This window comes from Corynebacterium sp. MSK150, from assembly GCF_030229215.1.
GTDB lineage: Bacteria > Actinomycetota > Actinomycetes > Mycobacteriales > Mycobacteriaceae > Corynebacterium.
On the sequence record NZ_JASPHM010000011.1, the window covers coordinates 47,652 to 72,991 of the forward strand.

At 62.3% G+C, this 25,340-nt stretch carries 25 protein-coding genes and 4 tRNA genes; 16 read left to right on the forward strand and 13 right to left on the reverse strand.

What is annotated here, in order from left to right:
* Positions 1-49 precede the first annotated feature (49 nt).
* The 8 genes from QP941_RS08160 to QP941_RS08195 all read right to left on the reverse strand — a co-directional run bounded on the left by QP941_RS08160 (position 50) and on the right by QP941_RS08195 (position 5,903).
* Positions 50-877, reverse strand: a complete 828-nt coding sequence (locus QP941_RS08160; protein WP_005322960.1) for a metal ABC transporter permease — start codon at positions 875-877, stop codon at positions 50-52.
* Positions 877-1,707, reverse strand: coding sequence for a metal ABC transporter permease (locus QP941_RS08165; protein WP_049377866.1), 831 nt, complete (start codon positions 1,705-1,707; stop codon positions 877-879). Before QP941_RS08165 ends, QP941_RS08160 begins: the two co-directional genes overlap by 1 nt.
* Positions 1,707-2,393: a metal ABC transporter ATP-binding protein gene (locus QP941_RS08170; RefSeq protein WP_005322958.1), complete on the reverse strand. Its 687-nt coding sequence runs from the start codon at positions 2,391-2,393 to the stop codon at positions 1,707-1,709. Before QP941_RS08170 ends, QP941_RS08165 begins: the two co-directional genes overlap by 1 nt.
* Before the next feature lie 6 nt (positions 2,394-2,399).
* Positions 2,400-3,566, reverse strand: coding sequence for a metal ABC transporter substrate-binding protein (locus QP941_RS08175; RefSeq protein ID WP_049377867.1), 1,167 nt, complete (start codon positions 3,564-3,566; stop codon positions 2,400-2,402).
* Positions 3,567-3,735: 169 nt separating this feature from the next.
* The gene (locus QP941_RS08180) at positions 3,736-3,924 is read right to left on the reverse strand and encodes a hypothetical protein (protein ID WP_284868638.1); all 189 of its coding nucleotides are present in this window, start codon (positions 3,922-3,924) and stop codon (positions 3,736-3,738) included.
* Between the two features lie 91 nt (positions 3,925-4,015).
* Entirely contained in the window at positions 4,016-4,165 is a 150-nt protein-coding gene (locus tag QP941_RS08185; RefSeq protein WP_005322953.1) for a hypothetical protein, read from the reverse strand.
* A 15-nt stretch (positions 4,166-4,180) separates the two neighbouring features.
* Positions 4,181-5,149, reverse strand: coding sequence for a 1,4-dihydroxy-2-naphthoyl-CoA synthase (locus QP941_RS08190; protein ID WP_284868639.1), 969 nt, complete (start codon positions 5,147-5,149; stop codon positions 4,181-4,183).
* A gap of 292 nt (positions 5,150-5,441) precedes the next feature.
* Positions 5,442-5,903: a DIP1984 family protein gene (locus tag QP941_RS08195; RefSeq protein ID WP_284868640.1), complete on the reverse strand. Its 462-nt coding sequence runs from the start codon at positions 5,901-5,903 to the stop codon at positions 5,442-5,444.
* A gap of 75 nt (positions 5,904-5,978) precedes the next feature.
* Here QP941_RS08195 and QP941_RS08200 point away from each other — a divergent pair, with 75 nt between their 5' ends.
* The 7 genes from QP941_RS08200 to QP941_RS08230 all read left to right on the forward strand — a co-directional run bounded on the left by QP941_RS08200 (position 5,979) and on the right by QP941_RS08230 (position 14,446).
* On the forward strand, positions 5,979-7,019 hold the full coding sequence (locus QP941_RS08200) for an o-succinylbenzoate synthase (protein WP_502869204.1): 1,041 nt from the start codon (positions 5,979-5,981) through the stop codon (positions 7,017-7,019).
* An 87-nt stretch (positions 7,020-7,106) separates the two neighbouring features.
* Positions 7,107-9,509: an ATP-binding cassette domain-containing protein gene (locus QP941_RS08205; protein ID WP_284868642.1), complete on the forward strand. Its 2,403-nt coding sequence runs from the start codon at positions 7,107-7,109 to the stop codon at positions 9,507-9,509.
* 78 nt (positions 9,510-9,587) lie between these two features.
* Positions 9,588-10,334, forward strand: a complete 747-nt coding sequence (locus tag QP941_RS08210; protein ID WP_284868643.1) for a hypothetical protein — start codon at positions 9,588-9,590, stop codon at positions 10,332-10,334.
* A 57-nt stretch (positions 10,335-10,391) separates the two neighbouring features.
* Positions 10,392-12,014 (forward strand): 2-succinyl-5-enolpyruvyl-6-hydroxy-3-cyclohexene-1-carboxylic-acid synthase, encoded by a 1,623-nt coding sequence (menD, locus tag QP941_RS08215; protein ID WP_284868644.1) that lies wholly within the window; start codon positions 10,392-10,394, stop codon positions 12,012-12,014.
* Entirely contained in the window at positions 12,015-12,485 is a 471-nt protein-coding gene (locus tag QP941_RS08220; RefSeq protein WP_284868645.1) for a DUF3592 domain-containing protein, read from the forward strand.
* A gap of 60 nt (positions 12,486-12,545) precedes the next feature.
* Positions 12,546-13,745 (forward strand): glycosyltransferase family 4 protein, encoded by a 1,200-nt coding sequence (locus tag QP941_RS08225; protein WP_284868663.1) that lies wholly within the window; start codon positions 12,546-12,548, stop codon positions 13,743-13,745.
* 11 nt (positions 13,746-13,756) lie between these two features.
* Positions 13,757-14,446, forward strand: coding sequence for a demethylmenaquinone methyltransferase (locus QP941_RS08230; protein WP_005322922.1), 690 nt, complete (start codon positions 13,757-13,759; stop codon positions 14,444-14,446).
* Positions 14,447-14,479: 33 nt separating this feature from the next.
* Here QP941_RS08230 and QP941_RS08235 read toward each other — a convergent pair whose 3' ends face one another.
* Entirely contained in the window at positions 14,480-15,745 is a 1,266-nt protein-coding gene (locus QP941_RS08235; protein WP_284868646.1) for a geranylgeranyl reductase family protein, read from the reverse strand.
* Between the two features lie 98 nt (positions 15,746-15,843).
* Here QP941_RS08235 and QP941_RS08240 point away from each other — a divergent pair, with 98 nt between their 5' ends.
* Positions 15,844-16,848: a polyprenyl synthetase family protein gene (locus QP941_RS08240; RefSeq protein WP_284868647.1), complete on the forward strand. Its 1,005-nt coding sequence runs from the start codon at positions 15,844-15,846 to the stop codon at positions 16,846-16,848.
* 108 nt (positions 16,849-16,956) lie between these two features.
* Positions 16,957-17,038 (forward strand) — tRNA-Tyr (locus QP941_RS08245).
* A 59-nt stretch (positions 17,039-17,097) separates the two neighbouring features.
* Here QP941_RS08245 and QP941_RS08250 read toward each other — a convergent pair.
* Genes QP941_RS08250 through deoD form a run of 4 tightly spaced genes read right to left on the reverse strand, consistent with a single transcriptional unit; the run spans position 17,098 to position 21,450 of the window.
* Positions 17,098-18,678: a phospho-sugar mutase gene (locus QP941_RS08250; RefSeq protein WP_284868648.1), complete on the reverse strand. Its 1,581-nt coding sequence runs from the start codon at positions 18,676-18,678 to the stop codon at positions 17,098-17,100.
* Positions 18,679-18,681: 3 nt separating this feature from the next.
* Positions 18,682-19,329 (reverse strand): deoxyribose-phosphate aldolase, encoded by a 648-nt coding sequence (gene deoC / locus QP941_RS08255; RefSeq protein ID WP_284766047.1) that lies wholly within the window; start codon positions 19,327-19,329, stop codon positions 18,682-18,684.
* Between the two features lie 11 nt (positions 19,330-19,340).
* Positions 19,341-20,708, reverse strand: coding sequence for an MFS transporter (locus QP941_RS08260; RefSeq protein ID WP_284868649.1), 1,368 nt, complete (start codon positions 20,706-20,708; stop codon positions 19,341-19,343).
* Between the two features lie 16 nt (positions 20,709-20,724).
* Positions 20,725-21,450 (reverse strand): purine-nucleoside phosphorylase, encoded by a 726-nt coding sequence (gene deoD, locus QP941_RS08265; protein WP_284868650.1) that lies wholly within the window; start codon positions 21,448-21,450, stop codon positions 20,725-20,727.
* A 439-nt stretch (positions 21,451-21,889) separates the two neighbouring features.
* Here deoD and QP941_RS08270 point away from each other — a divergent pair.
* The 7 genes from QP941_RS08270 to rplA all read left to right on the forward strand — a co-directional run bounded on the left by QP941_RS08270 (position 21,890) and on the right by rplA (position 25,264).
* Positions 21,890-21,965 (forward strand) — tRNA-Thr (locus QP941_RS08270).
* Positions 21,966-22,003: 38 nt separating this feature from the next.
* Positions 22,004-22,075: transfer RNA gene (locus tag QP941_RS08275), tRNA-Met, on the forward strand.
* A gap of 140 nt (positions 22,076-22,215) precedes the next feature.
* Positions 22,216-22,288: transfer RNA gene (locus QP941_RS08280), tRNA-Trp, on the forward strand.
* A gap of 207 nt (positions 22,289-22,495) precedes the next feature.
* The gene (gene secE, locus QP941_RS08285) at positions 22,496-22,828 is read left to right on the forward strand and encodes a preprotein translocase subunit SecE (protein WP_204610288.1); all 333 of its coding nucleotides are present in this window, start codon (positions 22,496-22,498) and stop codon (positions 22,826-22,828) included.
* 126 nt (positions 22,829-22,954) lie between these two features.
* On the forward strand, positions 22,955-23,875 hold the full coding sequence (gene nusG / locus QP941_RS08290; protein WP_284868651.1) for a transcription termination/antitermination protein NusG: 921 nt from the start codon (positions 22,955-22,957) through the stop codon (positions 23,873-23,875).
* Positions 23,876-24,047: 172 nt separating this feature from the next.
* Complete coding sequence (rplK, locus tag QP941_RS08295) at positions 24,048-24,491, forward strand: 50S ribosomal protein L11 (RefSeq protein WP_049358678.1); 444 nt, start codon at positions 24,048-24,050, stop codon at positions 24,489-24,491.
* Between the two features lie 68 nt (positions 24,492-24,559).
* On the forward strand, positions 24,560-25,264 hold the full coding sequence (rplA, locus tag QP941_RS08300) for a 50S ribosomal protein L1 (protein WP_005322897.1): 705 nt from the start codon (positions 24,560-24,562) through the stop codon (positions 25,262-25,264).
* Positions 25,265-25,340 lie beyond the last annotated feature (76 nt).

The following is a 25,340-nucleotide window of genomic DNA, read 5'->3' on the forward strand; positions in this document are numbered from 1 at the left end:
CAGGTTACCCGGGCATATCGCTCGTCCCGGGAGGCGGCGCGCCGGGCGTTTAGAGCAAGGCCCGCAGCCCCATGCTGAGCAAATAGAACACACCCGCCAGCACCGCGATGCAGCCGCCCGCCGACAAACTGAGTGCGGCCGCCAGCCAGAGCCCGCCGCATGCCAGCGCAATGCCCGCGATACCGGCACCGAGCATGAGCTGGGTCGGGCGCTTGATCCACGGTTGCAACGCCGCCGCCGGGGCTACCAGCAGCGCCAGGGACAAGATAGTGCCCACCGCGGGAATCACCACCACCATGGTCACGCTGATAAGCGTGAGGGTAAGCAAGTCATAGCAGCCGGGATTTCCACCTTGTGCGCGGAAGGACGTCTGGTCGAAGTAGAAGGAGACCAACGTCCGGCGAAATGCTACCAGCACGCCAAGGCTGACCACCACCAGGGCGCTGACAAACCAGACATCCTGCGCATTGACAGTGGTCAGCGAGCCCACGAGAAAGCTATCCACGTGGATAGGTAGCGGTTGGAACCAGCGCAGCAACAAGATGCCCAGGGAAAATCCCAGGGTGAGCGTCACGCCGGCGGCAGCGGTCGAAGAAATGCCCTCGACGGTACTCAACCACCGCATAAGCCAGGCCAAAGGTAGGCAGAACAGTGCCGCGCCCACCATCAAACCCGTGGAGAGATCCAAGCTCAGAAGGTTGGCCACCACTACGCCGAGCACCGCGCCGGGGAAGATTCCGTGCGACAGGCTCTCGGCGAAAAAGACGCGCTTGCCCATGACCATCAAGGTTCCAACCAAGCCAGATAAACATCCCACAGCAATGGCCTCAAGGAGGGGCATCCGCAGGATCTCTGGATCAAGATGAGACAGTCCCATTAGCTAAATACCCCCTTCAAGCCCGCTAGCGGCACGGTGACAACCAGCATCAAGCTGACGATTGCCTGCGGCGAAATCTGGTGCGCGGTTTGGGACAGCATGATGGCAAATCCCACCACCACTGCCAGCGTGGACAAGCCCGCAGCCCAGAAGCACATGCTGCGCGGGGATCCTGCGATCAAGCGCGCCGAGAGGCCTGGAATGACAATAAAACCGATAACCAGCAACACACCCACTGCCGAGCTAGCCGCCACCACGATTAGGCCAACCGCGACATTCGCAATGAGCTCATAAGCCGCCACGTTGACGCCCATGGCGCGGGCCGCTGCTGTATCGAAAGCGACGAGAATCTGCATGCGCCAGGTTGTCAGGATGAGCAGTGCCGCAATCACGCAGAGCGTGACGGAGGTTGCCAGCCTGGACTGCGTGACGTCGAGAAGCCGGCCAAACATGAGCGCCTCCAGCTGCCCGGACTTGTCGCCATAGGCCAAACTGATGACCACGCCGATGCCGTACATGAAGGTCAGCACCACGGCCGTTCCGGCTTCTATATCCAGCTTCCGCGCTGACTGGCGCCGCCCAGAACCTAGAGAAGCCAGCACCAGCACCGTCACCGTGGCCACCGCGGCCGCACCCGGCACGATGCCCGGGATGCCGCCCACGATGAGCCCTACCACGATGCCTGGAAAAACCGAGTGCACGAGGGCTTCCACCGTAAATTCCATGCGGCGGAGATTAACGAGGACGCTAATGACAGCCCCCACAATCGATAGGCACAGCAGGAAGAGGAAGGCATTGCGCAGGTACGGGGCGAAGAGAATCTGCTCCATTACAGTCGCGCACCTTGCTCCATATAGGTTTCCACTGCTTCCTCGGTTCCCATGGTGTGGACCTTGCCGTCGAGCACAAACGCCGCCCAGTCGCAGGTGTGCTGCGCCAAGATGGGGTCGTGAGTGGAGACGAGCAGGGCGATTCCTGCTTCCTTGAGATCCGCAATGATCTGAATCAGGATTCGGCGGCTTTCTTGATCAAGCCCGTTGAAGGGTTCGTCGAGAAGCACCAGCTCCGGGGCCGAAACCAACGCGCGCGCGATGAGCACGCGCTGGCGCTGCCCTCCCGAGAGCTGGCCAAACCGCGTCTCGGCGAGGTGCTCCATCCCCACTTGTCGCAGGGCATTGAGTACATGGCCGCGATAGCTACGCATGCTCGTGCACCTATGCCACCAGCTCACTGATGGCAAAAGGCCCATTTCCACGACCTTGTAAGCCGTGACGGGAAAACTCAGGTCGGAGTCTTGGTACTGCGGGACGTAGCCGAGCGAGGCGTCGATGGTGGCCATGCCGCGCAAGGCAGCCAGGCCAGTGATTGCCTTGAGCAGCGTAGACTTGCCCGCGCCGTTGGCCCCCAGGAGCGCCACGGCCTCGCTCGCGCGGATCTCAAGATCAACGTCGGTGAGGATATCCCGGGCGCCATAGCCGCAGGTGGCATTGCGCAGAGTGATTAATGGGGAAGACATATAGAGCTACTTGCGCTTGGCGACGTCGAATGCCTGCAGCGATTCCGGCAACGGTTGCTGTTCGGAGTCCCAGGCGCTGACCAGGGTGTTGATGTTGTGGACGATGGATCCGATGTAGGTCTCGCCCTCACTGCCTGGCACACCTAGCGAGTCGCCGTACAAAGCGTCGTCGGATGTAACCGCCTTGACGCCTGCGGCGCGGGCGATGGCCTCGATGGACTTCGAGCTGTTGGAATTCTCCGCAAAGATGGCCTTGGCACCGGACTCGCGGATCTGCTTTGCCTGCTCGTCGATGTGGCGCGAGGTGGCGTCCTGCTGGTTGTTGAAGTCAGACAGTGCGGAGCCGATGAACTTCACGCCGTATGCGTTTGAGAAGTAGCCGAAGGCGTCGTGGGAAGAGAAGAGCACGCGGTCTTGCTCAGGAACTGCGGACATGGAATCGCTGGCCCACTTGTCGAGGTCCTCCAACTGGTCGGTGTACTTCTTGCCGGCGGCGGTGAAGGCGTCCTTGGCCTGCGGGGAGGCCTGGGACAACGTGTTGACGATGTTGTCGACCTGAATCTTGGCCTGCTTCGGGGAGGTCCACACGTGCGGGTCGTACTTGAATTCTGGGGCCTCGCCGTCCTCCCCCGGGAAAGGCCACGGGCGCGGGCTCACGTGCTCGATGCCCTCGTCGATGGTGTACTTGCCGTTGCCATCGCCCATACCTTCGCTCTTGACGCCCGAGGTCACGGCCATGACGCCGTGGAAGCCGGAGGAGTCCACGGCTTGGTCGAGGAAGTGCTCGAGGTCGACTCCGTTGACGAACATGTAGTCGGCCTGGGAGAGCGCCTGCATCTGCTGTGGGGTCATCTCGTGCTCGTGGGCGCTGGCGTTGGGGGCGAGCAAACAGGTGAGGTCGAGGGTCACTGGGCCCTCGCCGGAGTTGGTCTCCGCACCCTGGGAGTCGACCTTGTGGAGCTTGAGGCCGCCGGCGGCTACCTGGGTGAGGTAGTCGCAGATCTGGGTAGTCGTGGCCACGGCCTTGACGGTGTCGCCGTCCTTCGGCTTTGCAGCGTCGATGGATTCCTTCGAGGCGCTGCAAGCGGCGAGGCTGGCGCCGAGTGCGAGGGCGCAGGTGCCTGCGAGAATGCGCTGTAGGGGCCGGCGTGGGGTGCTGTGATTTGAGCTCATAATGAACTTCCTTTGTATTAGGAGAAGTGAACTCAACAAACACTAGCACCCTTGAACTAGATTGTTCAACGTAATGAACTTAGGTGGTCCTATCTCTTCCTTAAGCTGCCAAAATTTAAAAATGCCTCTCACTTCAATGAGTGAAGTGAGAGGCTAGGAAGCGGTGGCCTTATTTGGCTACTTTTGCCTTTTTGCTGAAGGGGAGCTGATCCAGGGAGCGTATGCCGGGGCCGGCGGCGAGCATCAGGCCCGCGACGGCGACGGTCCATTCGGAGAACGTTTGCCAGCCCTGGGCGATGAGAATTACGCCCAGGGTGACGCGTGCTGCGAGCATGACGAATGAGTTGCAGAGTTTCATGTTCGACACTTTAAGTATTAACTATGGGCATGTCCACAATTGCTTGAGATGTCTCACTCCGGTCCGAGGGCGTCCCACGCCATTTACTCCGCTACATGTATGGATTGCGCGGGGTGTCCTCCTGATCGAAGGGACGCTCCCCGCTGTCCTGCGCATCCTTGATACGCTTGAGCATCCACACTCGCGAGACGATGACGCCCGCCAGTGCAAGTGTGGCCAAGCCGATGGCGAAAATCCACATCGTGCTAACTCCTGGCTAGTAGTAATACGGGAACTGCTCCCACTGCGGGTCGCGCTTTTCGAGGAATGCTTCTTTGCCCTCGACGGCCTCGTCGGTCATGTACGCCAGGCGGGTCGCCTCGCCGGCGAAGACCTGCTGGCCCATCAGGCCATCATCGGTGAGGTTGAAGGCGAACTTCAGCATGCGCTGGGCGGTGGGGGACTTCATGTTGATCTCCTGTCCCATGCGGATGGCGGCGTCTTCGAGCTCGCCGTGGTCTGCGACCTCATTGACCGCGCCCATTTCGTACATGCGCTGGGCATCGTAGGTACGGCCCAAGAAGAAGATTTCGCGGGCGAATTTCTGGCCCACCATCTTGGCCAGGTACGCCGAGCCATAGCCGGCGTCGAAGGATCCCACGTCCGCGTCCGTCTGCTTGAAGCGTGCTTCTTGGCGGGAGGCGACCGTCATATCGCAGACCACGTGCAGCGAGTGTCCGCCGCCGGCCGCCCAACCATTGACCACGGCGATGACCACCTTGGGCATGGTGCGGATAAGGCGCTGGACTTCGAGGATATGCAGGCGGCCGCCCTCCACCTTCTCGCGGGCGGTGTCCACGGTGGATTCATCCGCAGTGGCGTCATCGTGGGCGTGCTCGGTGGCGTAGCGGTATCCGGAGCGGCCGCGAATGCGCTGGTCGCCGCCAGAACAAAACGCCCAGCCGCCGTCCTTTTCGGAGGGGCCATTGCCGGTGAGCAAAATCGTTCCCACATCCGGCGTGCGGCGGGCGTGGTCCAAGGCGCGGTAGAGCTCATCTACGGTATGCGGGCGAAACGCATTGCGCACCTCTGGACGGTCGAAGGCGATGCGCACGATGCCGTTCTTGCGGCCCTCGCCGTTGAGCCGGTGGTAGGTGATATCCGTCAGGTCCTCAAAACCTTCTACGGCATGCCACAATTCCGGGCGGAACGGATTATCGGTGCTGTATTTTTTCTGCTCGCTCATGATGGCCAGCTTAGTGGCAAAAGAAGAATAGTCCCCATTCCCAACCCTCACCCACACACTGCCCAGCAGGCCGGTAATAATCAATACGCGATACTGCGAGGTTGTTGCCCCGCATAATACCCGTGTACGCCATACCAGCGCGGTACTCCATGCCATGGGGAGACTCGAACTCCCCGCCCCTTAAAGCGCTAAAGGGGGCCAGGGTCCCAGGATTTTCCCCTCCATGGGTGGGGGCCTGCTCGCTGCAGGTGTGTGGGCTACCATCGCGCGCTTTAAGCAGCGCGCGAGATGACTATCCGGTTTTCAGTTCGGTATTCCAGTTCAGCTGCTGGATGCGGGTATCCAGCTCACGGTACTGCTTAGACAAATCGTCGACGCGCTTGCGCAGATCCGCCACCGGGATGGTGGAGACAAACTTAATCTCGGTGCGGGAATAGCGATCCGAGCGAGTGCCCGCCCGCTGCGCCAAGTCGTGGTAGATGCGGCGTTTGCGCAAGAGGCCGTCGCGAAGCGCGAGGGCTTCCATTAGGTTCATCTTCTCATCAAAGGCGGTAGCGATATTCGTCGCATTGATGGCCTGCACCAGCTCATCGATGCGCCCGGCCACGCCGTCGAGCTCGCGCAGCAGCTCCTGCGGATCCTCATCCGGGGTATCGCCCTCCTGCACGCGGGCCACGGTCAGCAGCCGCTCGTGCAGACTATTGAGGCGCTCCTGCGCCTGCGCGCGCTCCGCCAATGCCTCAGCTAGCAGCATAATTCCTCCTTTATTGGTATAGGTCCCCAAAATAGCGCAGAGCGGGGGAGGGGTCAACGGCTGGCGAGCGCTACCATGAAGGCCATGCATATCGATGACGTCCTCGACCGCGCCCACGTAGTCTCCCTCCCTCTCGCCGTGCGTTTCCGCGGCATTACCACCAGGGAGGCCCTGCTCATCGAGGGTCCGGCCGGCTGGGGCGAGTTTGCGCCCTTCCTGGAATACGGCCCGGCCGAGTCCGCTGCGTGGCTACGCGCCGGGCTCGAGGCCGCCTACGAGGGCTTCCCGGAGCCGGTCCGCGATTCCATCGAGGTCAACGCCACCATTCCGGCCGTACCCGCCAGCGAGGTCCCGGCCGTGGTGGAGCGCTACCCCGGCTGCCGCACCTTCAAAATCAAGGTGGCGGAGAAGGGACACACGCTTGCCGACGACGCCGCTCGCGTCCGCGCCGTCCGCGACGCCGTCACCCAACGCGGCGATATCCCCATCCTGCGCGTGGACGCGAACGGCGGCTGGAGCGTCGATGAAGCGGTCGAGGCCGCGCAGATGATGATGCCGCTGGACTATATGGAACAGCCCTGCGCCACCACTGAGGAGCTTGCCCAGGTCCGTGGCCGCCTTATGCGCGCCGGCCTCTTTGTGCGCGTCGCCGCCGATGAATCCATCCGGAAGGTCGCCGACCCTTATCGCGTCGCCGAATTGCAGGCCGCGGATGTCGCCGTGGTCAAGCCCGCCCCGCTTGGCGGCGTGCGCCGCGTCCTCGAGGTGGCCCAACACCTGCGCCAGCGCCACATGGATATCACGGTGGCCTCCGCGCTCGATACCTCCATTGGGATCAATATGGGCCTTGCGGCCGTCGCCGCCCTCCCGCGCATCTACGACGACGAGGACATCGATGTCACCCCGGCTGCCGCCGGCCTTGCCACCGGCTCCCTTTTTGAAGAAGACGTCACCGCGCCGCGCCCGCTTATCGATGGCCACCTTCCCGCCGATATCCTCGCCCCCGACCCAGACCGTCTCGCTGCACTCGCCGCCCCCGCTGAACGCCGCGATTGGTGGTTCGACCGCGTGCGCGCCTGCTGGCCGCACCTTTCTGAATCGCACCTTGCTGACTAGGGCCTAGAGCAAGCTCTGGTGAAACCTCCACGCCGGAGCAGTCAATTCTCGCTGCCCAACCCGCCACCTGTGCGTACGCTAGGGGACATGTCTACTATCAAGGTCCGCGATGCCCACCTGCACAATCTGCGCAACGTCGACGTCGATATGCCCCGCGGCAAGCTCGTTGCGGTTACGGGTGTGTCTGGTTCGGGCAAGTCTTCGCTGGCATTCGGCACGATTCACGGCGAAGGCCAGCGCCGCTATCTCGAATCGGTGGCGCCCTTCGCCCGACGCCTCATTAGTTCGGCCGTCGATCCGCAGGTTAGCCAGGTAGAGGGCCTGCCGCCGACGGTCGCGCTGCAACAATCCACCTCCGGCGGCGGTGCGCGCTCCACGGTGGGCACCGTGTCCGCGCTCTCCAATAGCGTGCGCCTGCTCTATTCGCGCGCCGGGGATAACCCGGAGGGCCTGTACTCGGATTCCTTCTCGCCCAATACCCCGGAGGGCATGTGCCCGCAGTGCCACGGCACGGGCGTGGTCCACGAGCCCACCGAGAAGTCCATGGTCCCGGATCCCACCCTCTCTATCGAGGAAGGCGCCATCCAAGCATGGCCCGGTGCCTGGGCCGGCAAGAACTTCCACGACATCCTGATGAACCTAGGCTATGACCTAGACTCGCCCTGGCAGGACCTACCGCAAGAAGACCGCGACTGGATCCTCTTCACGGACGAGCGCCCCGTAGTCACGGTCAAGCCTTTGCGTGGCAAGGACCAGATTCAGCGCAATTATGAGGGAACGTGGCGCTCGGTGGCCAGCTATCTCAATAAGACGCTGGCGGAGACCCAATCGGATACGCTACGCAAGCGCACCCTGTCCTATATGGAATCCCGCGAGTGCGAGACCTGTGGCGGCCGCCGCCTCAACCCGGCCGCACTGAAGGTGACCTATGCGGGCATGCCTATCGATGAGCTGGGCGCGCTGCCGCTGGATAGGGTGCATGAGGTGCTCAGCAAGCAGAACCCGGAGGAGAATTCGGCCGAGGATTTGCTCCTGCGGCAGATTTTGCCCGCGTTGACCTCGGCGCTTGAACTTGGCTTGGCTCACCTCAGCCTGGATCGGCCGACGCAAAGCCTGTCCGGCGGCGAGATGCAGCGCATCCGTTTGGCGGCGCAGCTGCGCTCTGGCCTCTTCGGCGTGGCCTATGTGCTCGACGAGCCCTCGGCCGGCCTGCACCCCGATGAGCGCGACGCGGTCATGGATATGTGCCGCCGTTTCATCGCGGCCGGCAACTCCGTGCTCTTGGTGGAGCATGACATGGATTTGGTCGCGCAGGCGGACTGGCTGGTTGACGTCGGCCCGCTAGCAGGCGAGCGCGGCGGCAACGTCGTTTATTCGGGCCCGGTCGCAGACTACGACGCGGATACCCCTACCGCCAACGCGCTGGCTCACCGCACGTTCGCGCTTGCCGACGACCCCCGCACCCCCTCCTCCCACCTTGCCCTGCGCGGCATTAACGCACGCAGCATCGACAACCTGGATGTGGACTTTGGCTTGGGCCAATTCACAGCGGTCGCCGGTGTCTCCGGTTCGGGCAAGTCCACCCTGGTCAGCACGGTGCTGGCTGGCCTGCTGCGACAGTCCGCCACGGCTGTTTCCGATGAGGAAGAGACCGAGGACAAGGGCTGGTCCGTGGAGAGCACGGAGGGCTTTGAGCGAGTAAAGCGCGTCGTGCAGATTACCCAGAAGCCCATCGGCCGCACCCCGCGTTCCACGCTGGCAACCTATACCGGGCTTTTCGATAACGTCCGTAAGCTCTTCGCCTCCACCGACGAGGCCAAGCAGCGCAAGTGGACGGTCTCGCGCTTTTCTTACAACGTAAAGCAAGGCCAGTGCCCCACCTGCGGCGGCGCGGGCAAGATCGAGGTGGAGCTGGTCTTCTTGCCAGGCTCGTACACCACCTGCCCGGAGTGCGACGGCGCTCGCTTCAACGACGAGACCTTGGAGGTGACCTGGCAGGGCCGCACCATCGCGGACATCTTGGAGCTCACCGTAGATGAGGCCGCGGAGGTCTTTGCCGAGGAAGAAAAGATTTACCGCGCCATCGCCACGCTGCAGGCCGTCGGTCTGGGCTACCTCCGCCTGGGCCAGGGCGCGCCGGAGCTGTCTGGCGGCGAGGCCCAGCGCATCAAGCTGGCCACGGAGCTGCAGCGCTCCCGCAACTCGCGTCGCGGCCACACGGTCTACCTGCTGGACGAGCCCACCACGGGCCTGCACCCAGCCGATATCGACCTGCTCAATACCGAGCTGCACAAGCTGGCGGATGCGGGCCATACGGTAATCGTCGTCGAGCATGATCTTTCGGTCATGGCGCATGCGGACCGCATCATTGAGATGGGCCCGGGCGCTGGCGAAGATGGCGGCCGCATCATCGCGGATGCCACCCCGGCGCAGGTCGCCGCAGAGGATACCGCCACCGGCCGTGCTTTGAGCGCACGCCAAGCGCACTAAGCGGCGAGCCTTAGCTGCCCGTAAGCTGTGGGATTCCTCTCTGGGATCTCACAGCAAAATGGGGTAGAGGTAGAGGGTATGACTACTAAAGGCCCTCATGGCGATAATAATGAAACCCGCAGCTGGTCCAGCCCGGCGGATGATGCCACGCGCCAGATAGGCCGTGTGCCCGATAATGCCGCCGGCCCCAGCCGCGACCAAGCGCGCCGCGAGCACCCCAAGCAGTACTTCCCAGGCGAGCAGCAGCCGCAGAATGAGACTCGTCAATTCGATGCGGCCGCTGGCTATCAGCAGGGCTACGGCCAGCAGCAAAGCTACGGCCAGAACTATCAGCAGCCGGCCGGGCAGGCATATGGCCAGCAGTACGCGCAGCAGCCCGAGTACGAGCCGGTGCCGTCGAACTATGATCCGGACCAGCCGGAAAAGCGCAAGAAGAAGGGCGGCGGCGGTGGCGCCATGGCCGGCGTCTTCGCAGCCATCGCGGTACTTGCAGTACTGGCCGCGGCGGTCCTGTTTTTCCTATGGCGCAATGCCGCGGACGAGGCGGATAAGCCGGACCCACAGCCGGTGACGGAAACGCTGACCACGGAAGTTCCCACCACCGTGACCCAGACCGAAGAGCCGGATACGCAGGATGAGAACTCCAATAATCTGCCGAAGCTGCCGGACTTCCAGAATGACCTGCCGTCCGATATCCCGACCGAGCTGCCACCAGAGGTACAAGACCAGCTGGATAAGGGTAGCGACGTGGACATTGAGGGCCTCCTCAATGACCTCCTGAGCGGCGGCGAGCAGTCGGCCAACCAGCAGGGCGCTCAGAACTAAGCGCCCAGCACCTGCCCGGTAAGGGAAATGGCGCGCGGGCAGGTAAAATCGGGCGGCATGAATGAATCGATGCAGTTGGCTGAGAAGGTAGCCGCCCAACTGGCGCGCCACCTCACGGATGTCGTCCTGTGCCCTGGTTCCCGCAACGCGCCGCTGTCGCTGGCGCTGCTGGCGCGTGATGATATCCGCGTACACACCCGCCTGGACGAGCGCGGGGGAGCGTTTACCGCCCTGGGTATGGCGCGGGTGCAGCGCCGCCACGTGGGCGTGGTGATGACCTCGGGAACTGCGGTAGCCAATACTTTGCCGGCCGTGGTGGAGGCACACTATTCCCATACGCCGCTGGCGATTATTAGCGCGGACCGGCCGGAGCGCCTGGTGGGCACGGGGGCGTCGCAGACCATCGAGCAGCAGGGCATCTTCGGCGTCTATGCGGACACCACCCAGGTCACCGGCGCGGACGATATCGCGGCTATGGCCCAGCGTTTCCGCGAAGACCTACAGGTACACATCAATGTGGCCTTTGATGCCCCGCTTGTCAGCGCCACCCTGCCAGACCACACCTCCGGCGACGGCGTGCGCGAGGCCGCACCAGCCTTTGTCGACCACGGTGAGGTGGCCGTGGATTTGAGCAAGAACACGCTGGTCATTGCGGGCGACGAGGCCTGGGAGGTAGAAGGCCTCCAAGACGTGCCGACCATTGCGGAGCCGAGCGCGCCGGGCCCGTATCATCCGGTGCATCCGGCGGCGGCACATATCTTCCGCAAGGCGCAGGTCTCCGCGAATGATTATGTGGTCAATACCAAGGTGGAGCAGGTCATCGTCGTAGGGCATCCGACGCTGCACCGTGGCGTGCTAGCGCTGATGAACGATCCGGATATTGAGCTGGTGGTGCTCTCGCGCACCAAGGACTTCACCAACCAGCGCGGCCAAGACGCTCGGCTTGGCACCACCGTCAAGGTCACCGGTGAGCCGAGCCGCGAGTGGATGAAGATCTGCGAAGGCGCAACCGATATGGCTGGGCAAGCCGTGCGCGAGACCCTCGAGGATGAAGAACTGGGATTTACCGGGCTGCACGTCGCGGCCGCGGTGGGCGATACGCTCTCCGTCAATGACACCCTGGTGCTCGGCGCTTCGAACCCGGTGCGTGATGCCTCCATGGTGGGCCTGCCTTTCGACGGCGTGGATACCTACTCGCCGCGCGGGGCGGCCGGCATCGACGGCACTATCGCCCAAGCCATCGGCATTTCCTTGGCCACACAATCGCTGGATCCCACCAACTGGCGCGCCCCGCGAGTTATGGCGCTCATGGGCGATGTCACCTTCTTACATGACGCAAATAGCCTGCTCATCCCGGAAGACCAAGCGCGACCGGAAAACCTCACCATCGTGGTGGCCAATGACAATGGCGGCGGCATCTTTGAGACCCTGGAACAAGGCGCCGATGCGCTGCGCGAGTCCTTCGAGCCGGCGTTTGGAACGCCGCATGGGGTGGACGTCGGCAAGCTGGCAGAAGCCTATGAAGCAGACTACCGCGAGGTGACCACCCCGCAGGAGCTATTGGATACGTTGGCGGAGCTGAAGGAATACTCCACCGGAATTACCGTCGTGGAGGCCAAGACCACCCGTGCCACGCGCCGGGCGCTCAATGAGAAGCTCACAGCAAAGGTAGGCCAGTAAGTGGCCCCGCCGCAGCATAAGCCGCACGCGGCCGTGGTGCCGCGCTATACGCCCGCGGTCTATCGCCGCCGCCTGCACCAGCTGACGCTGGCGCTGTATTTAGCCGCGCTGGTGGGTGTGGTGGGCATGGTCATTGGGCCGGCGCTGAATGACCACGCCATCGCCAGCCACCCCGCGCGTGCTTTGGCCACGGTCAAGGATGTGGGCATGCTGCGCACCACGGTGGATTTCCAAGACAGTGAGGGGATTTACCACACCCCACAGCACGGGCTGCTCTATCCCAGTGGGCTGGGCGAGGGGCAGCAGGTGTGGGTGCAATACGCTCAAGACGACCCAGACCTGGTCAAGGTCGAAGGCCGCGAATGGACTCTGGCCATTATCCCGGCGCTCTCGGTAGGGATAGTTGCCACGCTCATCGCGGCCGTGATGTGGAAGCTGATTAGCTTCTTTACCCGCCGCGCGGAGAAATAATTAACCAAGATTTTCCGCTGGCTTCACCATAAACTTAAGAAAATGGGCCATGATGGTGGCATGCGTGTTGCGATCGTGGCTGAATCCTTCCTCCCCAATGTCAATGGTGTGACCAACTCCGTGCTGCGCGTTTTAGAGCACCTGCACGAGACGGGCCAAGAGGCCATCGTCATCGCGCCGGGCGCCCGTGAGGGGCAGGAGGAAATCCCGGACTACCTAGGATTTCCCATCTACCGTGTGCCCACCGTGCGCGTGCCGCTGGTGGATTCGCTGCCGGTGGGCGTGCCTACCACAGCGGTAGATGAGGCGCTGCGTGACTTCAAGCCGGATATCATTCACCTGGCCAGCCCCTTCGTACTCGGCGCGGCGGGCGCCTTCTCCGCCCGCCAGCAGCGCATACCGGCCGTGGCGCTGTACCAGACCGATGTTGCCGGATTTGCCACCAAGTACCATGCCTCCGCGCTGGCCTATGGCGTGTGGGAATGGCTGCGCACGATTCATAACTCTTGCCAGATGACCCTGGCACCGTCCTCACTGACCATCCGGGACTTGGAAAAGCACCACATCAAGAATGTGCGCCATTGGGGCCGCGGCGTGAACGCGGAGCTATTCCATCCGTCCAAGCGCTCTGACGAGCTGCGCCGCAGCTGGGATCCGAGCGGCACCAAGAATGTGGTTGGATTTGTCGGCCGCCTCGCCGCGGAAAAGGGCGTGCACCGGCTCTCGGCGCTCAATGGGCGCGAGGATATTCAGCTGGTCATCGTGGGTGATGGGCCGGAGCGACCGCTGTTGGAAGCCCAGCTGCCCGGCGCCGTCTTTACCGGTGCGCTGTCCGGCGAAGACCTCGCCGCCGCCTATGCTTCCTTGGACGTCTTCGTCCACGCCGGCGAGTTCGAGACCTTCTGTCAGTCCATCCAGGAGGCGCAGGCCTCCGGCGTGCCGACCATCGGGCCGCGGGCTGGTGGCCCGGTAGACCTCATCGACGAGGGCTATAACGGCCTTCTGCTGGATGTACAGACCTTTGTGGAAGACCTTCCCAATGCGGTGGACGCTCTGCTCAATCCGGAGATCCACCAGGAAATGCGAGACAATGCCCGCGAGTCCATTTCCTCCAAGACGTGGAAAGCACTGTGCGAGCAGCTCGTGGGCTATTACGAAGAGGTACTGGAGGATACTCGCCGGGTGCCACTGACCATTCTGGGCCAGCGTCCGGAGCTGCCGCGATGGGCGGCTCGTGCCCTTGGCGCCCGCGTAGCCTAGACTGATCATTTGTGTCTAAGGCAGATCTGGATAAAAAGCCCTTCGATGTGGCGCGCATGTTTGACGCCGTGGGCGAGAAATACGACCTCACCAATACCGTGCTGTCCTTTGGGCAGGACGCGCACTGGCGCAAGCGCACCCGCGAGCGTTTGAACCTTAAGCCGGGCGAGAAGGTTCTCGACCTCGCAGCGGGCACGGCCGTGTCCACCGTGGAACTTTCCAAGTCCGGTGCGTGGTGCGTGGCGTGTGATTTCTCTCGTGGCATGCTGGCCGCCGGCCGTGAGCGCGACGTGCCCAAGGTGGCTGGCGATGGCATGAAGCTGCCGTTTGCGGATAACACCTTTGACGCCGTGACCATCTCTTATGGCCTGCGCAATATCCACGACTTTGAGCTCGGCCTGCGCGAAATGGCGCGCGTGACCAAGCCGGGCGGGCGCCTTGCGGTGGCGGAATTTTCCACCCCGGTGGTACCGATTTTTGGCACCGTGTACAAGGAATACTTGATGCGCCTGCTCCCGCCGGTAGCGCGCCTGGTCTCTTCTAATCCGGAGGCTTATATCTACCTCGCGGAATCCATTCGTGCGTGGCCGGGGCAGGAGGAGCTTGCCGCGGTTATCAATCGCAATGGTTGGGCCGAGGCCGGCTGGCAGAACCTTACCTTCGGCATCGTGGCGCTGCACTCGGCGGTAAAGCCAGCTTAGGCGCTGCTCCGCCCGTGCCTGGGGGAGCAGGGGTTAAGTCGCGGTTGAATCCCAGAGGGGCGTATCGCGGCGAAGGGACGAGACCGTGCGGCCGGCGGCGCGCCAGGTGCGTGCGATGAGGTCGCGGTCATCGTCAGTAATGAGGTTGCCCATCAGGCGCGCGGCGGCCGGCATGAGCATGCGGCCGATGGGTCCGCGCAGGGCCAGTGGGCCGGCCAGCGGTAGGAACTGCGGATAAGTGAGCAGGCGCGCGGCCGTGCGGGCCAAGAGGAAGGACTCGCCGTAGTGCTCGCGCAAGACGGCCGGCCAGGCCAGGGTGAAATCCTTCGGGCCGAGCAGGGCTACGGCCAGCGCGGCGGTCTCTAAGCCGTAATCGATGCCCTCGCCGTTGAGGGGATTGATGCAGGCGGCGGCATCGCCAATGATCATCCAATTGGCGCCGGCGACGTTGGACACCGCACCGCCCATGGGCAGCAGGGCAGAGGTGACGTGCTCAATCTCGCCGAGTCCCCACTCGGGGCGCTGTTGGGCGGCGTAGAACTCGAGCAGCTTCTTGGTGTTGATCTTGGCTGGGCGCTGCGCGGTTGAGAGCGCGCCGAGGCCGATGTTGACCTGACCTAGCTCGGCGCCGAGCGGGAAGATCCAGCCATAGCCGGGTTGCACCTCGCCGCCTTCGTCCTTGAGCTCAACGTGGGAGTGCATCCAGGGCTCGGTGGCATGCGTAGAGGAAGCATAGGAGCGTGCGGCAATGCCATAGACCTCCTCGCGGTGCCAGGTGCGGCCGAGCTTCTTACCAAAGGTAGAGCGCACGCCATCGGCCACGATGACCCACTTGGCATGCACGGTGGCCTCGCCCACGCGGAAGGAGGTCACGCGGTTTCCCTCCATTACCGGATCGGTGGCGGGGGTGCCGGTGAGGAGGGTGGCGCCGGCTTTCCGGGCGGCGTCGGCAAGCAGGGCATCAAAGCGGAAGCGCGGCAGGGCCGTGCCGACCTGGGAAGGGTAGGTCTTCGGCCAGGGCGCGGTAATATCGCCGCCGTAGCCGTGCAGCTTCAGGCCGCGATTGCGATAGGAGGCGTTGACCGCAATGCCGAGCTCATCGAGCTGGTGCATTGCGCGCGGGGTGAGCCCGTCGCCGCAGGTTTTATCGCGGGGAAACGTCGCGGAATCAATAAGGAGGGTGTCATAACCGGCGCGTGCGGCATGAATCGCGGCGGCGGCTCCGGCCGGCCCAGCGCCAATGATGGCGACCTCGACATAGGTTTGGGAATCGATCTGCTCCGACATGAGGACTATCATTGCATGAGTTCGACCCCTCGAGTGTGTTTAGGGGCGCAGTTTGGACTACGGTAGGTAGTCGATTATCTCTGGCTTTTAGTTGCAAGGAACACTATTTAATGACTCACGGTCAATCGCATGCCACGCACGTGGATCTTGGTGATCCGCAGCTCAATGAGCGCATTGGCGCGGGCATGAAAGCAGTAGAAGACAAGCTGCGCAGTGAAATCGACCGCGGCCAGGACTTCTTAAAGGATAAGGTCAGCCACCTGTCACAGGCCGGTGGCAAGCGCTTTCGCCCCATGATGGCGCTGTTGGCCTCCGAGTATGGTCCGCGTCCGGGCTGCGAAGAGGTTGTTAAGGCCGCCACCGTCGTGGAGATGGTGCACGTGGCCACCCTTTATCATGACGATGTCATGGATGAGGCGGACCGCCGCCGCGGCGTGGAGTCTGCCAATTCGCGGTGGAATAACTCCGTGGCCATCCTCGCCGGCGATGCGCTCTTGGCGCACGCGTCCCGCCTGATGAGCGAGCTGGATACCCACACCGTGGGCCACTTTGCCGATACCTTTGAAGAGCTGGTTACCGGCCAGATGCGCGAGACCATCGGCGCGGGTGAGGCCAATGCCGTGGAGCACTACACGGCCGTTATCCGTGAAAAGACCGCGGTGCTCATCGCCTCTGCTGGTTACCTGGGTGCCTACCACTCCGGCGCCTCGGCCGAGCATGCCGCAGCCCTGCACCGCATTGGTGGTGCCATCGGCATGATCTTCCAGATTGTGGACGATGTCATCGACATCTTCTCTGACCCAAAGGAATCCGGTAAGACCCCGGGCACGGACCTGCGCGAGGGCGTATTTACCCTGCCGGTTCTCTACGCCTTGGAGGAAGAGGGCGAAGTGGGCGACAAGCTGCGTGAGCTGCTTACTGGCCCGCTGCATTCCGACGCCGAGGTGGAGCGCGCCATCGAGCTGCTGCACCAATCTGGTGGCCGTCAGAAGGCGCTGGAGGACATCAAAGCCTACCTGCGCACGGTGGAGGAGCAGCTCGCCGTGCTACCGGAGAACTCCGCGAGCCAGGCCTTGCGTCAATTGGCGGATTACACGGTGCGCCGCGTGGGCTAGCTGCTTGGCGACGCCCCTCTTTCCCGCCCATTCTTCCCCCATGCGCTGGCGATTTGTAGGTGGGAGGGTGGTTCGTAGTAAAGTACTTACTCGCACCACACAGTGCATGCCAGGTTGCCCGAGCGGCCAAAGGGAGCGGACTGTAAATCCGCCGGCATTGCCTTCAGAAGTTCGAATCTTCTACCTGGCACAGAATGAACCCCGCAAGCAAAAGCTTGCGGGGTTCCGTCGTACCTGCGGCTACATCTTTTAAATCCCGAAGTAGGCGCGCAGGTCGGCCGCTATAGCATCGAGGCGGTCGGCGTCGGGGGATTCGAGGTAGCACTTCAGCTTCGGCTCGGTGCCGGAGGGGCGCACGATGACGCGGTCATCGTTGTCGGTGAAGAACTTGGAGCCTTGGGCGAATTTCTCCACCTTTGCTACGGGGGAGCCAGCCAGTTCAGTGGGCGGGGTGGAAGCGACCTTATCCATCGCTTGGGCGATGATGCTGAGGTCATCGACGCGGAAGGTCAGCGGCTGGGTGTAGAGGGCGCCAACGGTGGCGTAGATGCCCTCTAGGCGCTCTAGCAAGGTGGTTCCTGCGACCTTACACTCGGCCGCGAGGCTGGCGAGCACTACGGAGGTAGCGACGCCGTCCTTGTCGCGGACAGCGGTGGGGTCGGGGCAGAATCCAATGGCTTCCTCATAACCAAAGGCGAGGTCCGGGGTGCGGGCGATCCACTTGAAACCGGTGAGGGTCTCCTCGTGGCCGAGGCCATAGTGGGCGGCGATGCGCCCGAGCAGGCGGGAAGAGACGAGCGAGTTGGCGAAGTTGCCTGTCGCGCCCTGACGGGCAAGATAGTCGCCCAAAAGGGCGCCGGTTTCATCGCCGGTGAGCTGGCGCCACGAGCCAGAGGAAGTGGGCACGGCGGCGGCGCAGCGATCCGCATCCGGGTCATAAGCGATAAGAATATCGGCGCCGATCTTCTCAGCGTGGCAGATGCCCAAGTCGAGGGCGCCAGGCTCTTCCGGGTTGGGGAAGGAGACGGTGGGGAAATCAGGATCCGGTTGGGCCTGCTCAGGAACCAGGGAGACGCGGAACCCGCAGCGGGTCAGTAGCTTTTCGCCCAAGGCGGCACCGACGCCGTGCATGGCGGTCAGCGCGATGGTGACATCGGTTTGTGTGCCCACGAGCTGCGCGGCGCGGTCGAGGTACTCGGCGCGGGTATCGACGTCCGCGATGTTCTCGGTGGTTAGCGGGATTTCATCGGCATGGGGTGCCGCGGCGATGGCGGTGGCGATTTCGGCATCGGCGGGAGAGACCAGCTGTACGCCTTCTGCTGGGCCGGTGGCGATGCGGCCGCCCAGGTAGACCTTGTAGCCATTATCGGCCGGCGGGTTATGCGAGGCAGTGACCATAATGCCGGCATCCGCCTTGAGCGAGCGGACCGTGAACGCGGTCAGCGGAGTGGGGTTCTGCGCTGGCAGAACCAAGGCCTTGCCGCCGGCCGCGGAGATGACCTGTGCGGCATCGCGCTGGAACTGCGCGGAGCCGTGGCGGGCATCGCAACCAATGGCTACCACTGGGGTGTCCACGTGCTGTTTGAGCCAGGAGATTAGCCCATAGGTGGTGCGGATGATTACGGCGCGATTCATGCGGGACTCGCCCGCGCCCACGGCGGCGCGCAGGCCCGCGGTGCCGAAGGCGAGGGGACCGGCGAAGGCGGCGGCGAGCTCGTCGGTATTGCCCTCTTCAATCCAGGTCATCACCTGGCGGGCGGTGTCCGGATCGGGGTCGTGCTCGGCCCAGGTGCGGGCGTAGTCATAATCCACGGTGGCGGCCTGTGACATGGCTTAGAGCTCCTCGAGGATCTGGGCGGAGGAAGACAAGCCCAGGCGGGTTGCGCCGGCCTCAATCATGGCCAAGGCGTCCTTGGCGGTGCGGATGCCGCCAGAGGCCTTCACGCCCAGCTTGTCGCCTACGGTCTCGCGCATGAGCTTAACGGCGTGTACGGAGGCGCCGCCGGCCGGGTGGAAACCAGTGGAGGTCTTGACAAAATCCGCCTGGGCGGCTGCGGCGGCCTTGCAGGCGAGGACAATGGCGTCGTCGGAAAGCGCGGCGGACTCGATGATGACCTTGAGCACCTTGCCTGGGATAGCATCGCGCACGGCCTGGATTTCGGCCTGCAGATCCTCGGCGCGGCCCTCGATGGCCAGCGGGATATTGATGACCATGTCCACCTCTTCGGCGCCATCAGCAACCGCGCGGGCCGCCTCAGCGGCCTTAATCTCCGGCTTTACGGCACCGGAAGGAAAGCCCACGACGGTGGCAATATGCAGCGAATCAGGAACCTCGATGGGCAGGGCGGACGGGGAAACACAGACGGAATAGGTGCCCAGCTCGGCCGCCTCATTCACCAAGGCGCGGAACTGTTCCGGGGTGGCCTCCGGCTTGAGAAGGGTGTGGTCGATGATGGAAGCAACGTCGGTGCGGGAAGTCATAATTGTTCTCCTTAGCGGGTGAGGCGGGATTCGGAACGGGCCATCTTGAGGTCAGAGACGATGTACAGGGCAATGCCGATGGCGGCGACGGCCGCGAGGATCCACAGCACGGTGTTATAGCTGGTGAGGTCCTGCAGCTTTGCCGTATAGGCAATGCCCAGCGGGATGGCGATATTGATGGTCAGGTTATAAAAGCCGATGGCGATGCCGGACTTGGCGGCGGTGATATTGCGCAGCGCGGTATTGACCAGCGGGGCGTACATCAGCGCAAAGCCAGAGGCGAAGGCCACGATGGCCAGGATGAGTACGGCGACGTGAAGCTGCACGAAGAGCGCGGCCGCCACTAGTGCGCCGGCAACCAGGCCGAAGGCGGTGTAGATGGTGGCGCGGGAGGATAAAACCGCACCGATCTTGCCGGAGAAAATACCGATGAGGATGGCGCAAACATAGCCCGGGATCATCAGCAGGGAGGCCTTATCGATGTTCATGCCATGCAGGTCGTGCGCGGCAAATGGCAGCAGGAAGATGAAGCCCATCTGGGTGGAGTAGACGAAGAAGACCATGAGGATGGTCCACACGTAGCGGCCGTTAGTAAAGAACTCCGGGGTGACCACGGGGTGCTTGGCGCGGCCGATGTGGATGATGAAGCCTACGACGCCAAGGAGAGCAAAGATGAGCCATGCCCAGTTGAATTCCTGCATAAACATGGTCAGGCCGGTGGCGAAGACCGCGATGAAAAACAGGCCCAGGGCGTCGAGGTGGCCTTCCACAGCCTCATCTTCTGGCACCAGCTTGATAATCGGCGGGATGGCCAGGATGAGAATGAGCGGGATGAGGAACATCGCCGTCCACGAGACATAGGTGGAAATAAAGCCGGAGGTCAACGCGCCGATGAGCAGGCCGGCCTGGAAGGCGGCGGTGGAAAAGCCGAGGTAGGTCTTTTGATCGGCCTCGCCCAAGTGCTTGGTCACGTAAATGACATACAGCGTCTCTGCGGCGGCAAGGCCGGTGGTTTGGATGAGGCGGCCGGTGAGCACCATGGGCCAGAAGCTGGAAAAGGCGAAGGCCAAAAGCGAGCCCACGGCGATGAGGACAACGCCGGTGAGCATGAGCTTGCGGATGGAGATGGAATCCGCCAGCGCGGCGTAGACCACGGCGCCGATGCCGATAATCACGCCTGCGAGGGAAGCTTGAAGGGAGGCGGTGGTATCGGAGATGTCGAGCGCCTCGGCGATCGGCATGGTCATCGTCTTAAAGCCGTTATCAATAACCAGCGAGAAGACGAAGACAAAGAGCAGGATAGGTACGGCAACCTTGGGGTTTACTGCGGAGCCTGGCCGCTTGTCCTGCGGGGAAGCGGTGGGGTGGGTGGAAGTCACGGGGGAGAGGTTCCTTTTAGTCGAGCGCGTTCAGGGGAAGCGCGAGTTCAATCATGGTGCGGAAGGCGGTCTGGCGTTCCTCCGCGGAGAGGTGGGTATCGTGCACCAGGTTGTCAGCCACGGTGAAAAGTCCCAGGGCGTCGACGCCGGCCTCAGCCGCGGTGGCATAGAGTGCTGCGGATTCCATCTCTACGCCGAGCACACCCATGTGCGCCCAGCGCTCGTTCACGCTCTGGTCAAAGTTGTAGAAGATATCCGAGCTCAAAACATTGCCCACGTGGATATGGGCCTGCTGCTTTTCGGCCTGATCCACCAAAGCCTTGAGGAGCTTCCACGAGGCGGTGGGGGCGTAGCTGCCCGGCAGGTTGTACTGGCTCAGGAAGTTGGAATCGGTGGAGGCCGACGAAGCAACGATGACATCGTGCAGCTCAATGTCTTCCTGCATGGCGCCAATGGAGCCGACACGGATGAGCTTCTTTACGCCGTAGTTGTGGATGAGCTCCCAGGAGTAGATCCCGATGGAGGGAATGCCCATGCCGGAGCCCATGACGGAGATGGGCTTGCCGTTATAGGTGCCGGTAAACCCCAGCATATTGCGCACACCGTTGAACTGGACGGTATCTTCCAGGAAGTTCTCGGCGATGAACTTCGCGCGCAGCGGGTCACCGGGCAGGAGGATGGTTTCCGCAATGGGCGCGCCCTGCGGATTGATGTGTGGGGTGGCAATATCGGTAGCGGGCATATCTTCGCTCCTTGGCATGGGGTGGGGGGATTTTACAGACCCAGCTTAAACCCTCAGGACCCCATGTCAACGGCCGTATTTGCGGCTTTTCAACAACTGCGGAAAGCCTCACTGGACTCAGCCACCAGCGTCCGTGCCGGGGTCACTGCCCGCGGTGAGTAGTGCCACGCTTGCCGACGCCCCTTTTTCCCACCCCCCAATCCACATGCCTTCGCATGGCTGCTGGCGCACGACAGGAGGCGTGGCCGAGCGGCCCGCAGGGGTGGGCTGCCATGCCGTTCATTCAACTGCTTTCAAAAGGATCGAAAAGACGCTTAAAACGATCTGCATTTTTGGGCTCTGACGTGGCGATTTGTGTAAAACGTTGAAAGCAGGTTAGATTATTGGAGTCCGCAACGGAGAGCACAACGAAATAGCGATGTGTTCAACGCTAGGATGTGCCCCCTTAGCTCAGTCGGCAGAGCGTTTCCATGGTAAGGAAAAGGTCGACAGTTCGATTCTGTCAGGGGGCTCCATTCATGTTCGGAGGAAGAAATTCCCCCAAGGTGAATATGGCGGTGTAGCTCAGTGGTAGAGCAAGCGACTCATAATCGCTGTGTCGCGAGTTCAATTCTCGCCATCGCTACCGGGAAAGAAAGGCGCCCGCAGGGCGCTTTTTTATTACCGCGCTGAAGGTAGTCCAGGCTGTGCCTAGTTTCGGATTGGAACTATGGCTCTGGTAAGGTCTTCAACGCTTGATGCTGAGGCATTGAGGAATAAAAGAATAGGGGCGTGGCGCAATTGGTAGCGCAACGGTCTCCAAAACCGTAGGTTGCAGGTTCGAGTCCTGTCGCCCCTGCATAGTAAACCCCGTCACCTCAGGTGGCGGGGTTTCTTCATGCCCTATTTTCTTCGTGACGCTTAGCCCGCCCACATGTTGTCAAGGCCACGTCCGGCAAATGCCGTGGTCAGCTTTTCATGCTGTGCAAGCTTTGCTAGGGTTGACAAAGTTATGGAGGTGCGCGTTAAGCGCCCTATTAGATTTAGTTCCCAAGGAGGGTTAGCTGTGAGCGATGAGCAGCAGCCGAAGAATTCGGGTGCATCGCGCCCGACCGGTAAGCGTCAGCTCTCTGGTGCGGCTACCACGTCCTCCGCGGACTACGCCGATAAGCACGTCGTCCGCGTCGAGGATAAGAACCACGATGACACCCCAGGTGGTGGCGTAGCCGCCTTCCCGGGTGAGGTCGCATCCGAGATGAAGAAGGTGGTGTGGCCTACCGCTAAGGAGATGCTGCAGTACACCCTCATTACCTTTGCGTTCCTTATCGTGCTGACCGTTTTGGTCTGGGGCGTTGACACCCTGGCTGGTCTCGGAGTTGAGCAGGTTCTCTCAGATTAGTAAGATAGGCGCATAATCTTTTATCCCGCTGTTTCCGCTAAAGGAACGGCGGGATACTTTTTGCCCATACGCGGGCGGGTAGGCTGGTCCTACGCAACGCGCCGAGGAATTTTTGGAGTAAGAATTATGAGCGACGAAAACAACGTCGAAACCGTAGGCACCTCCCTGGAAGAGGCAATGCAGTCCAACGTGCAAGAGCAGGCGGCAGAGCACGCTAGCTCCGTAGAAGAAGCACAGCAGGAGGACGCTACCCCAGCCGCTCCGGCAGCGGAAGAAGCTGAAGGAACGGCTGAGTCCACCGACGCTGCAGGCGAGTCCGCCGACGCAGCGGAACCGGCAGCGACCGAAGCAGAGGCCGAGGGTGCAGCCCCTGAGGCCAGCGAAGACGAATCCGAGGATGCCGCCTACCGCAAGCGCCTGCGCGCCTTTACCCGCGAGCTGAAGAAGCAGCCGGGCCAGTGGTACATCATCCAGTGCTACTCCGGCTACGAAAACAAGGTAAAGACCAACCTGGACATGCGTGCCCAGACCCTCGAGGTAGAAGACTCCATCTTCGAGGTCGTTGTTCCTATTGAGCAGGTCCTGGAGACCAAGGACGGCAAGAAGAAGATTGTGAAGCGCAAGCTGCTGCCGGGCTACGTCTTGGTTCGTGCTGAGCTTAACGACGCCGCATGGTCCGTCATCCGCGAAACCCCAGGCGTGACCTCCTTCGTGGGCAACGAGGGCAACGCCACCCCGGTCAAGACCCGCGACGTGGCTAAGTTCCTCATGCCGAACGAGGCGCCGTCCACCAAGGGCGATGCTGCGCCGAACGAGGCAGAGGGCGAGCAGGTTGTGGCTATGCCGGAGAAGGAAGAGGCCAAGAAGTACGCGCACGACTTCGAGGTGGGCGAGGCAGTGACCATCCTGTCCGGCCCGCTGGCCGCCGTATCCGCGACCATTTCTGAGATCGACCCGGAGACCGGCAAGATGCAGGGCCTGGTGTCCATCTTTGGCCGCGAGACCCCGGTGGAGCTGTCGCCGACCGAGATCGAGCGCATCTCCTAAAAAGTGATTTTGTGCAGGGCGCACGGTGTTCTAAACTGGAACGCCGTGCGCCTTTGGCGTGCGTATAAGAAAACGTTTCATCCTCCGGTGGCCCACTGAAGGTGAGCATCCGGACGGGATCCCGTTATTCATCGTGGCGGACATCCCGGTAACACAGGAAAGAGGTAATTCGATGGCTCCTAAGAAGAAGGTATCCGGCTTCATCAAGCTGCAGATCGAGGCAGGCGCCGCTAACCCGGCACCGCCAGTTGGCCCGGCACTGGGTGCCCACGGCGTCAACATCATGGAGTTCTGCAAGGCTTATAACGCCGCTACCGAGAACCAGCGTGGCAACGTGGTTCCGGTTGAGATCACCGTCTACGAGGACCGTTCCTTCGACTTCAAGCTGAAGACCCCGCCGGCAGCTAAGCTGCTGTTGAAGGCCGCTGGCATCCAGAAGGGCTCCGGCGTCCCACACACCGACAAGGTCGGCTCTGTGTCTTGGGATCAGTGCAAGGAAATCGCAGAGACCAAGTTTGCGGACCTGAACGCACGTGACATCGAGAACGGCGCCCGCATCATCGCCGGTACCGCCCGCTCCATGGGCATCACCGTTGATGGCGCACCGGAGAAGTAAAAACTTTATGTGGTAGGGCCAGCTACGGCCCGCCGAACACCACACCAATCCAGAAAAGGAATTGTTAAATGAGCACCAAGTCTAAGGCTTATAAGGCCGCTGCGGAACTGGTTGATAAGTCCCGCCTGTACCGTCCGATCGAGGCTACCAAGCTGGCCAAGGAGACCTCCTCCAAGAACTTCGACGCCACCGTTGACGTCGTCTTCCGTCTGGGCGTTGACCCGCGCAAGGCTGACCAGCTGGTTCGCGGCACCGTTTCCCTTCCTAACGGCACCGGTAAGGACGTTCGCGTTGCTGTCTTCGCTGAGGGCGAGAAGGCTACCGCCGCTCAGGAAGCTGGCGCTGACATCGTCGGCACCGCTGAACTGATCGAGCAGATCAACGAGGGCAACATCGACTTCGACGTTGCTATCGCTACCCCGGATCAGATGGCCAAGGTTGGCCGCGTTGCTCGCGTCCTGGGCCCGCGTGGTCTGATGCCGAACCCGAAGACCGGCACCGTTACCGCAGACGTTGCTAAGGCAATCTCTGAGGTTAAGGGCGGCAAGATCTCCTTCCGCGTTGATAAGGCTGCCAACCTGCACGCCATCATCGGCAAGGCATCCTTCGATGCTGAGAAGCTGGCTGAGAACTACGGCGCTCTCATGGACGAGATCCAGCGCCTGAAGCCTTCTTCCGCTAAGGGTATCTACATCAAGCGCGCTACCATCTCCACCACCTCCGGCCCGGGCATCCCGGTTGACGGCTCCGTGGTCAAGGATTACACCGCGTAAGCAGTCCTAACGCACTGCGTTCAAAGTTAAAGGGCTTCGAGGATTGCCTCGAAGCCCTTTTTCTATGTCTTAGCCC

Excerpts from the sequence above, each read along its gene's own strand:
- QP941_RS08160 (WP_005322960.1), bottom strand. The coding sequence starts at position 877 with ATGGGACTGTCTCATCTTGATCCAGAGATCCTGCGGATGCCCCTCCTT.
- QP941_RS08165 (WP_049377866.1), bottom strand. The coding sequence starts at position 1,707 with ATGGAGCAGATTCTCTTCGCCCCGTACCTGCGCAATGCCTTCCTCTTC.
- QP941_RS08170 (WP_005322958.1), bottom strand. The coding sequence starts at position 2,393 with ATGTCTTCCCCATTAATCACTCTGCGCAATGCCACCTGCGGCTATGGC.
- QP941_RS08175 (WP_049377867.1), bottom strand. The coding sequence starts at position 3,566 with ATGAGCTCAAATCACAGCACCCCACGCCGGCCCCTACAGCGCATTCTC.
- QP941_RS08180 (WP_284868638.1), bottom strand. The coding sequence starts at position 3,924 with ATGAAACTCTGCAACTCATTCGTCATGCTCGCAGCACGCGTCACCCTG.
- QP941_RS08185 (WP_005322953.1), bottom strand. The coding sequence starts at position 4,165 with ATGTGGATTTTCGCCATCGGCTTGGCCACACTTGCACTGGCGGGCGTC.
- QP941_RS08190 (WP_284868639.1), bottom strand. The coding sequence starts at position 5,149 with ATGAGCGAGCAGAAAAAATACAGCACCGATAATCCGTTCCGCCCGGAA.
- QP941_RS08195 (WP_284868640.1), bottom strand. The coding sequence starts at position 5,903 with ATGCTGCTAGCTGAGGCATTGGCGGAGCGCGCGCAGGCGCAGGAGCGC.
- QP941_RS08200 (WP_502869204.1), top strand. The coding sequence starts at position 5,979 with ATGAAGGCCATGCATATCGATGACGTCCTCGACCGCGCCCACGTAGTC.
- QP941_RS08205 (WP_284868642.1), top strand. The coding sequence starts at position 7,107 with ATGTCTACTATCAAGGTCCGCGATGCCCACCTGCACAATCTGCGCAAC.
- QP941_RS08210 (WP_284868643.1), top strand. The coding sequence starts at position 9,588 with ATGACTACTAAAGGCCCTCATGGCGATAATAATGAAACCCGCAGCTGG.
- menD (WP_284868644.1), top strand. The coding sequence starts at position 10,392 with ATGAATGAATCGATGCAGTTGGCTGAGAAGGTAGCCGCCCAACTGGCG.
- QP941_RS08225 (WP_284868663.1), top strand. The coding sequence starts at position 12,546 with ATGCGTGTTGCGATCGTGGCTGAATCCTTCCTCCCCAATGTCAATGGT.
- QP941_RS08235 (WP_284868646.1), bottom strand. The coding sequence starts at position 15,745 with ATGATAGTCCTCATGTCGGAGCAGATCGATTCCCAAACCTATGTCGAG.
- QP941_RS08240 (WP_284868647.1), top strand. The coding sequence starts at position 15,844 with ATGACTCACGGTCAATCGCATGCCACGCACGTGGATCTTGGTGATCCG.
- QP941_RS08250 (WP_284868648.1), bottom strand. The coding sequence starts at position 18,678 with ATGTCACAGGCCGCCACCGTGGATTATGACTACGCCCGCACCTGGGCC.
- deoC (WP_284766047.1), bottom strand. The coding sequence starts at position 19,329 with ATGACTTCCCGCACCGACGTTGCTTCCATCATCGACCACACCCTTCTC.
- deoD (WP_284868650.1), bottom strand. The coding sequence starts at position 21,450 with ATGCCCGCTACCGATATTGCCACCCCACACATCAATCCGCAGGGCGCG.
- nusG (WP_284868651.1), top strand. The coding sequence starts at position 22,955 with ATGAGCGACGAAAACAACGTCGAAACCGTAGGCACCTCCCTGGAAGAG.
- rplK (WP_049358678.1), top strand. The coding sequence starts at position 24,048 with ATGGCTCCTAAGAAGAAGGTATCCGGCTTCATCAAGCTGCAGATCGAG.
- rplA (WP_005322897.1), top strand. The coding sequence starts at position 24,560 with ATGAGCACCAAGTCTAAGGCTTATAAGGCCGCTGCGGAACTGGTTGAT.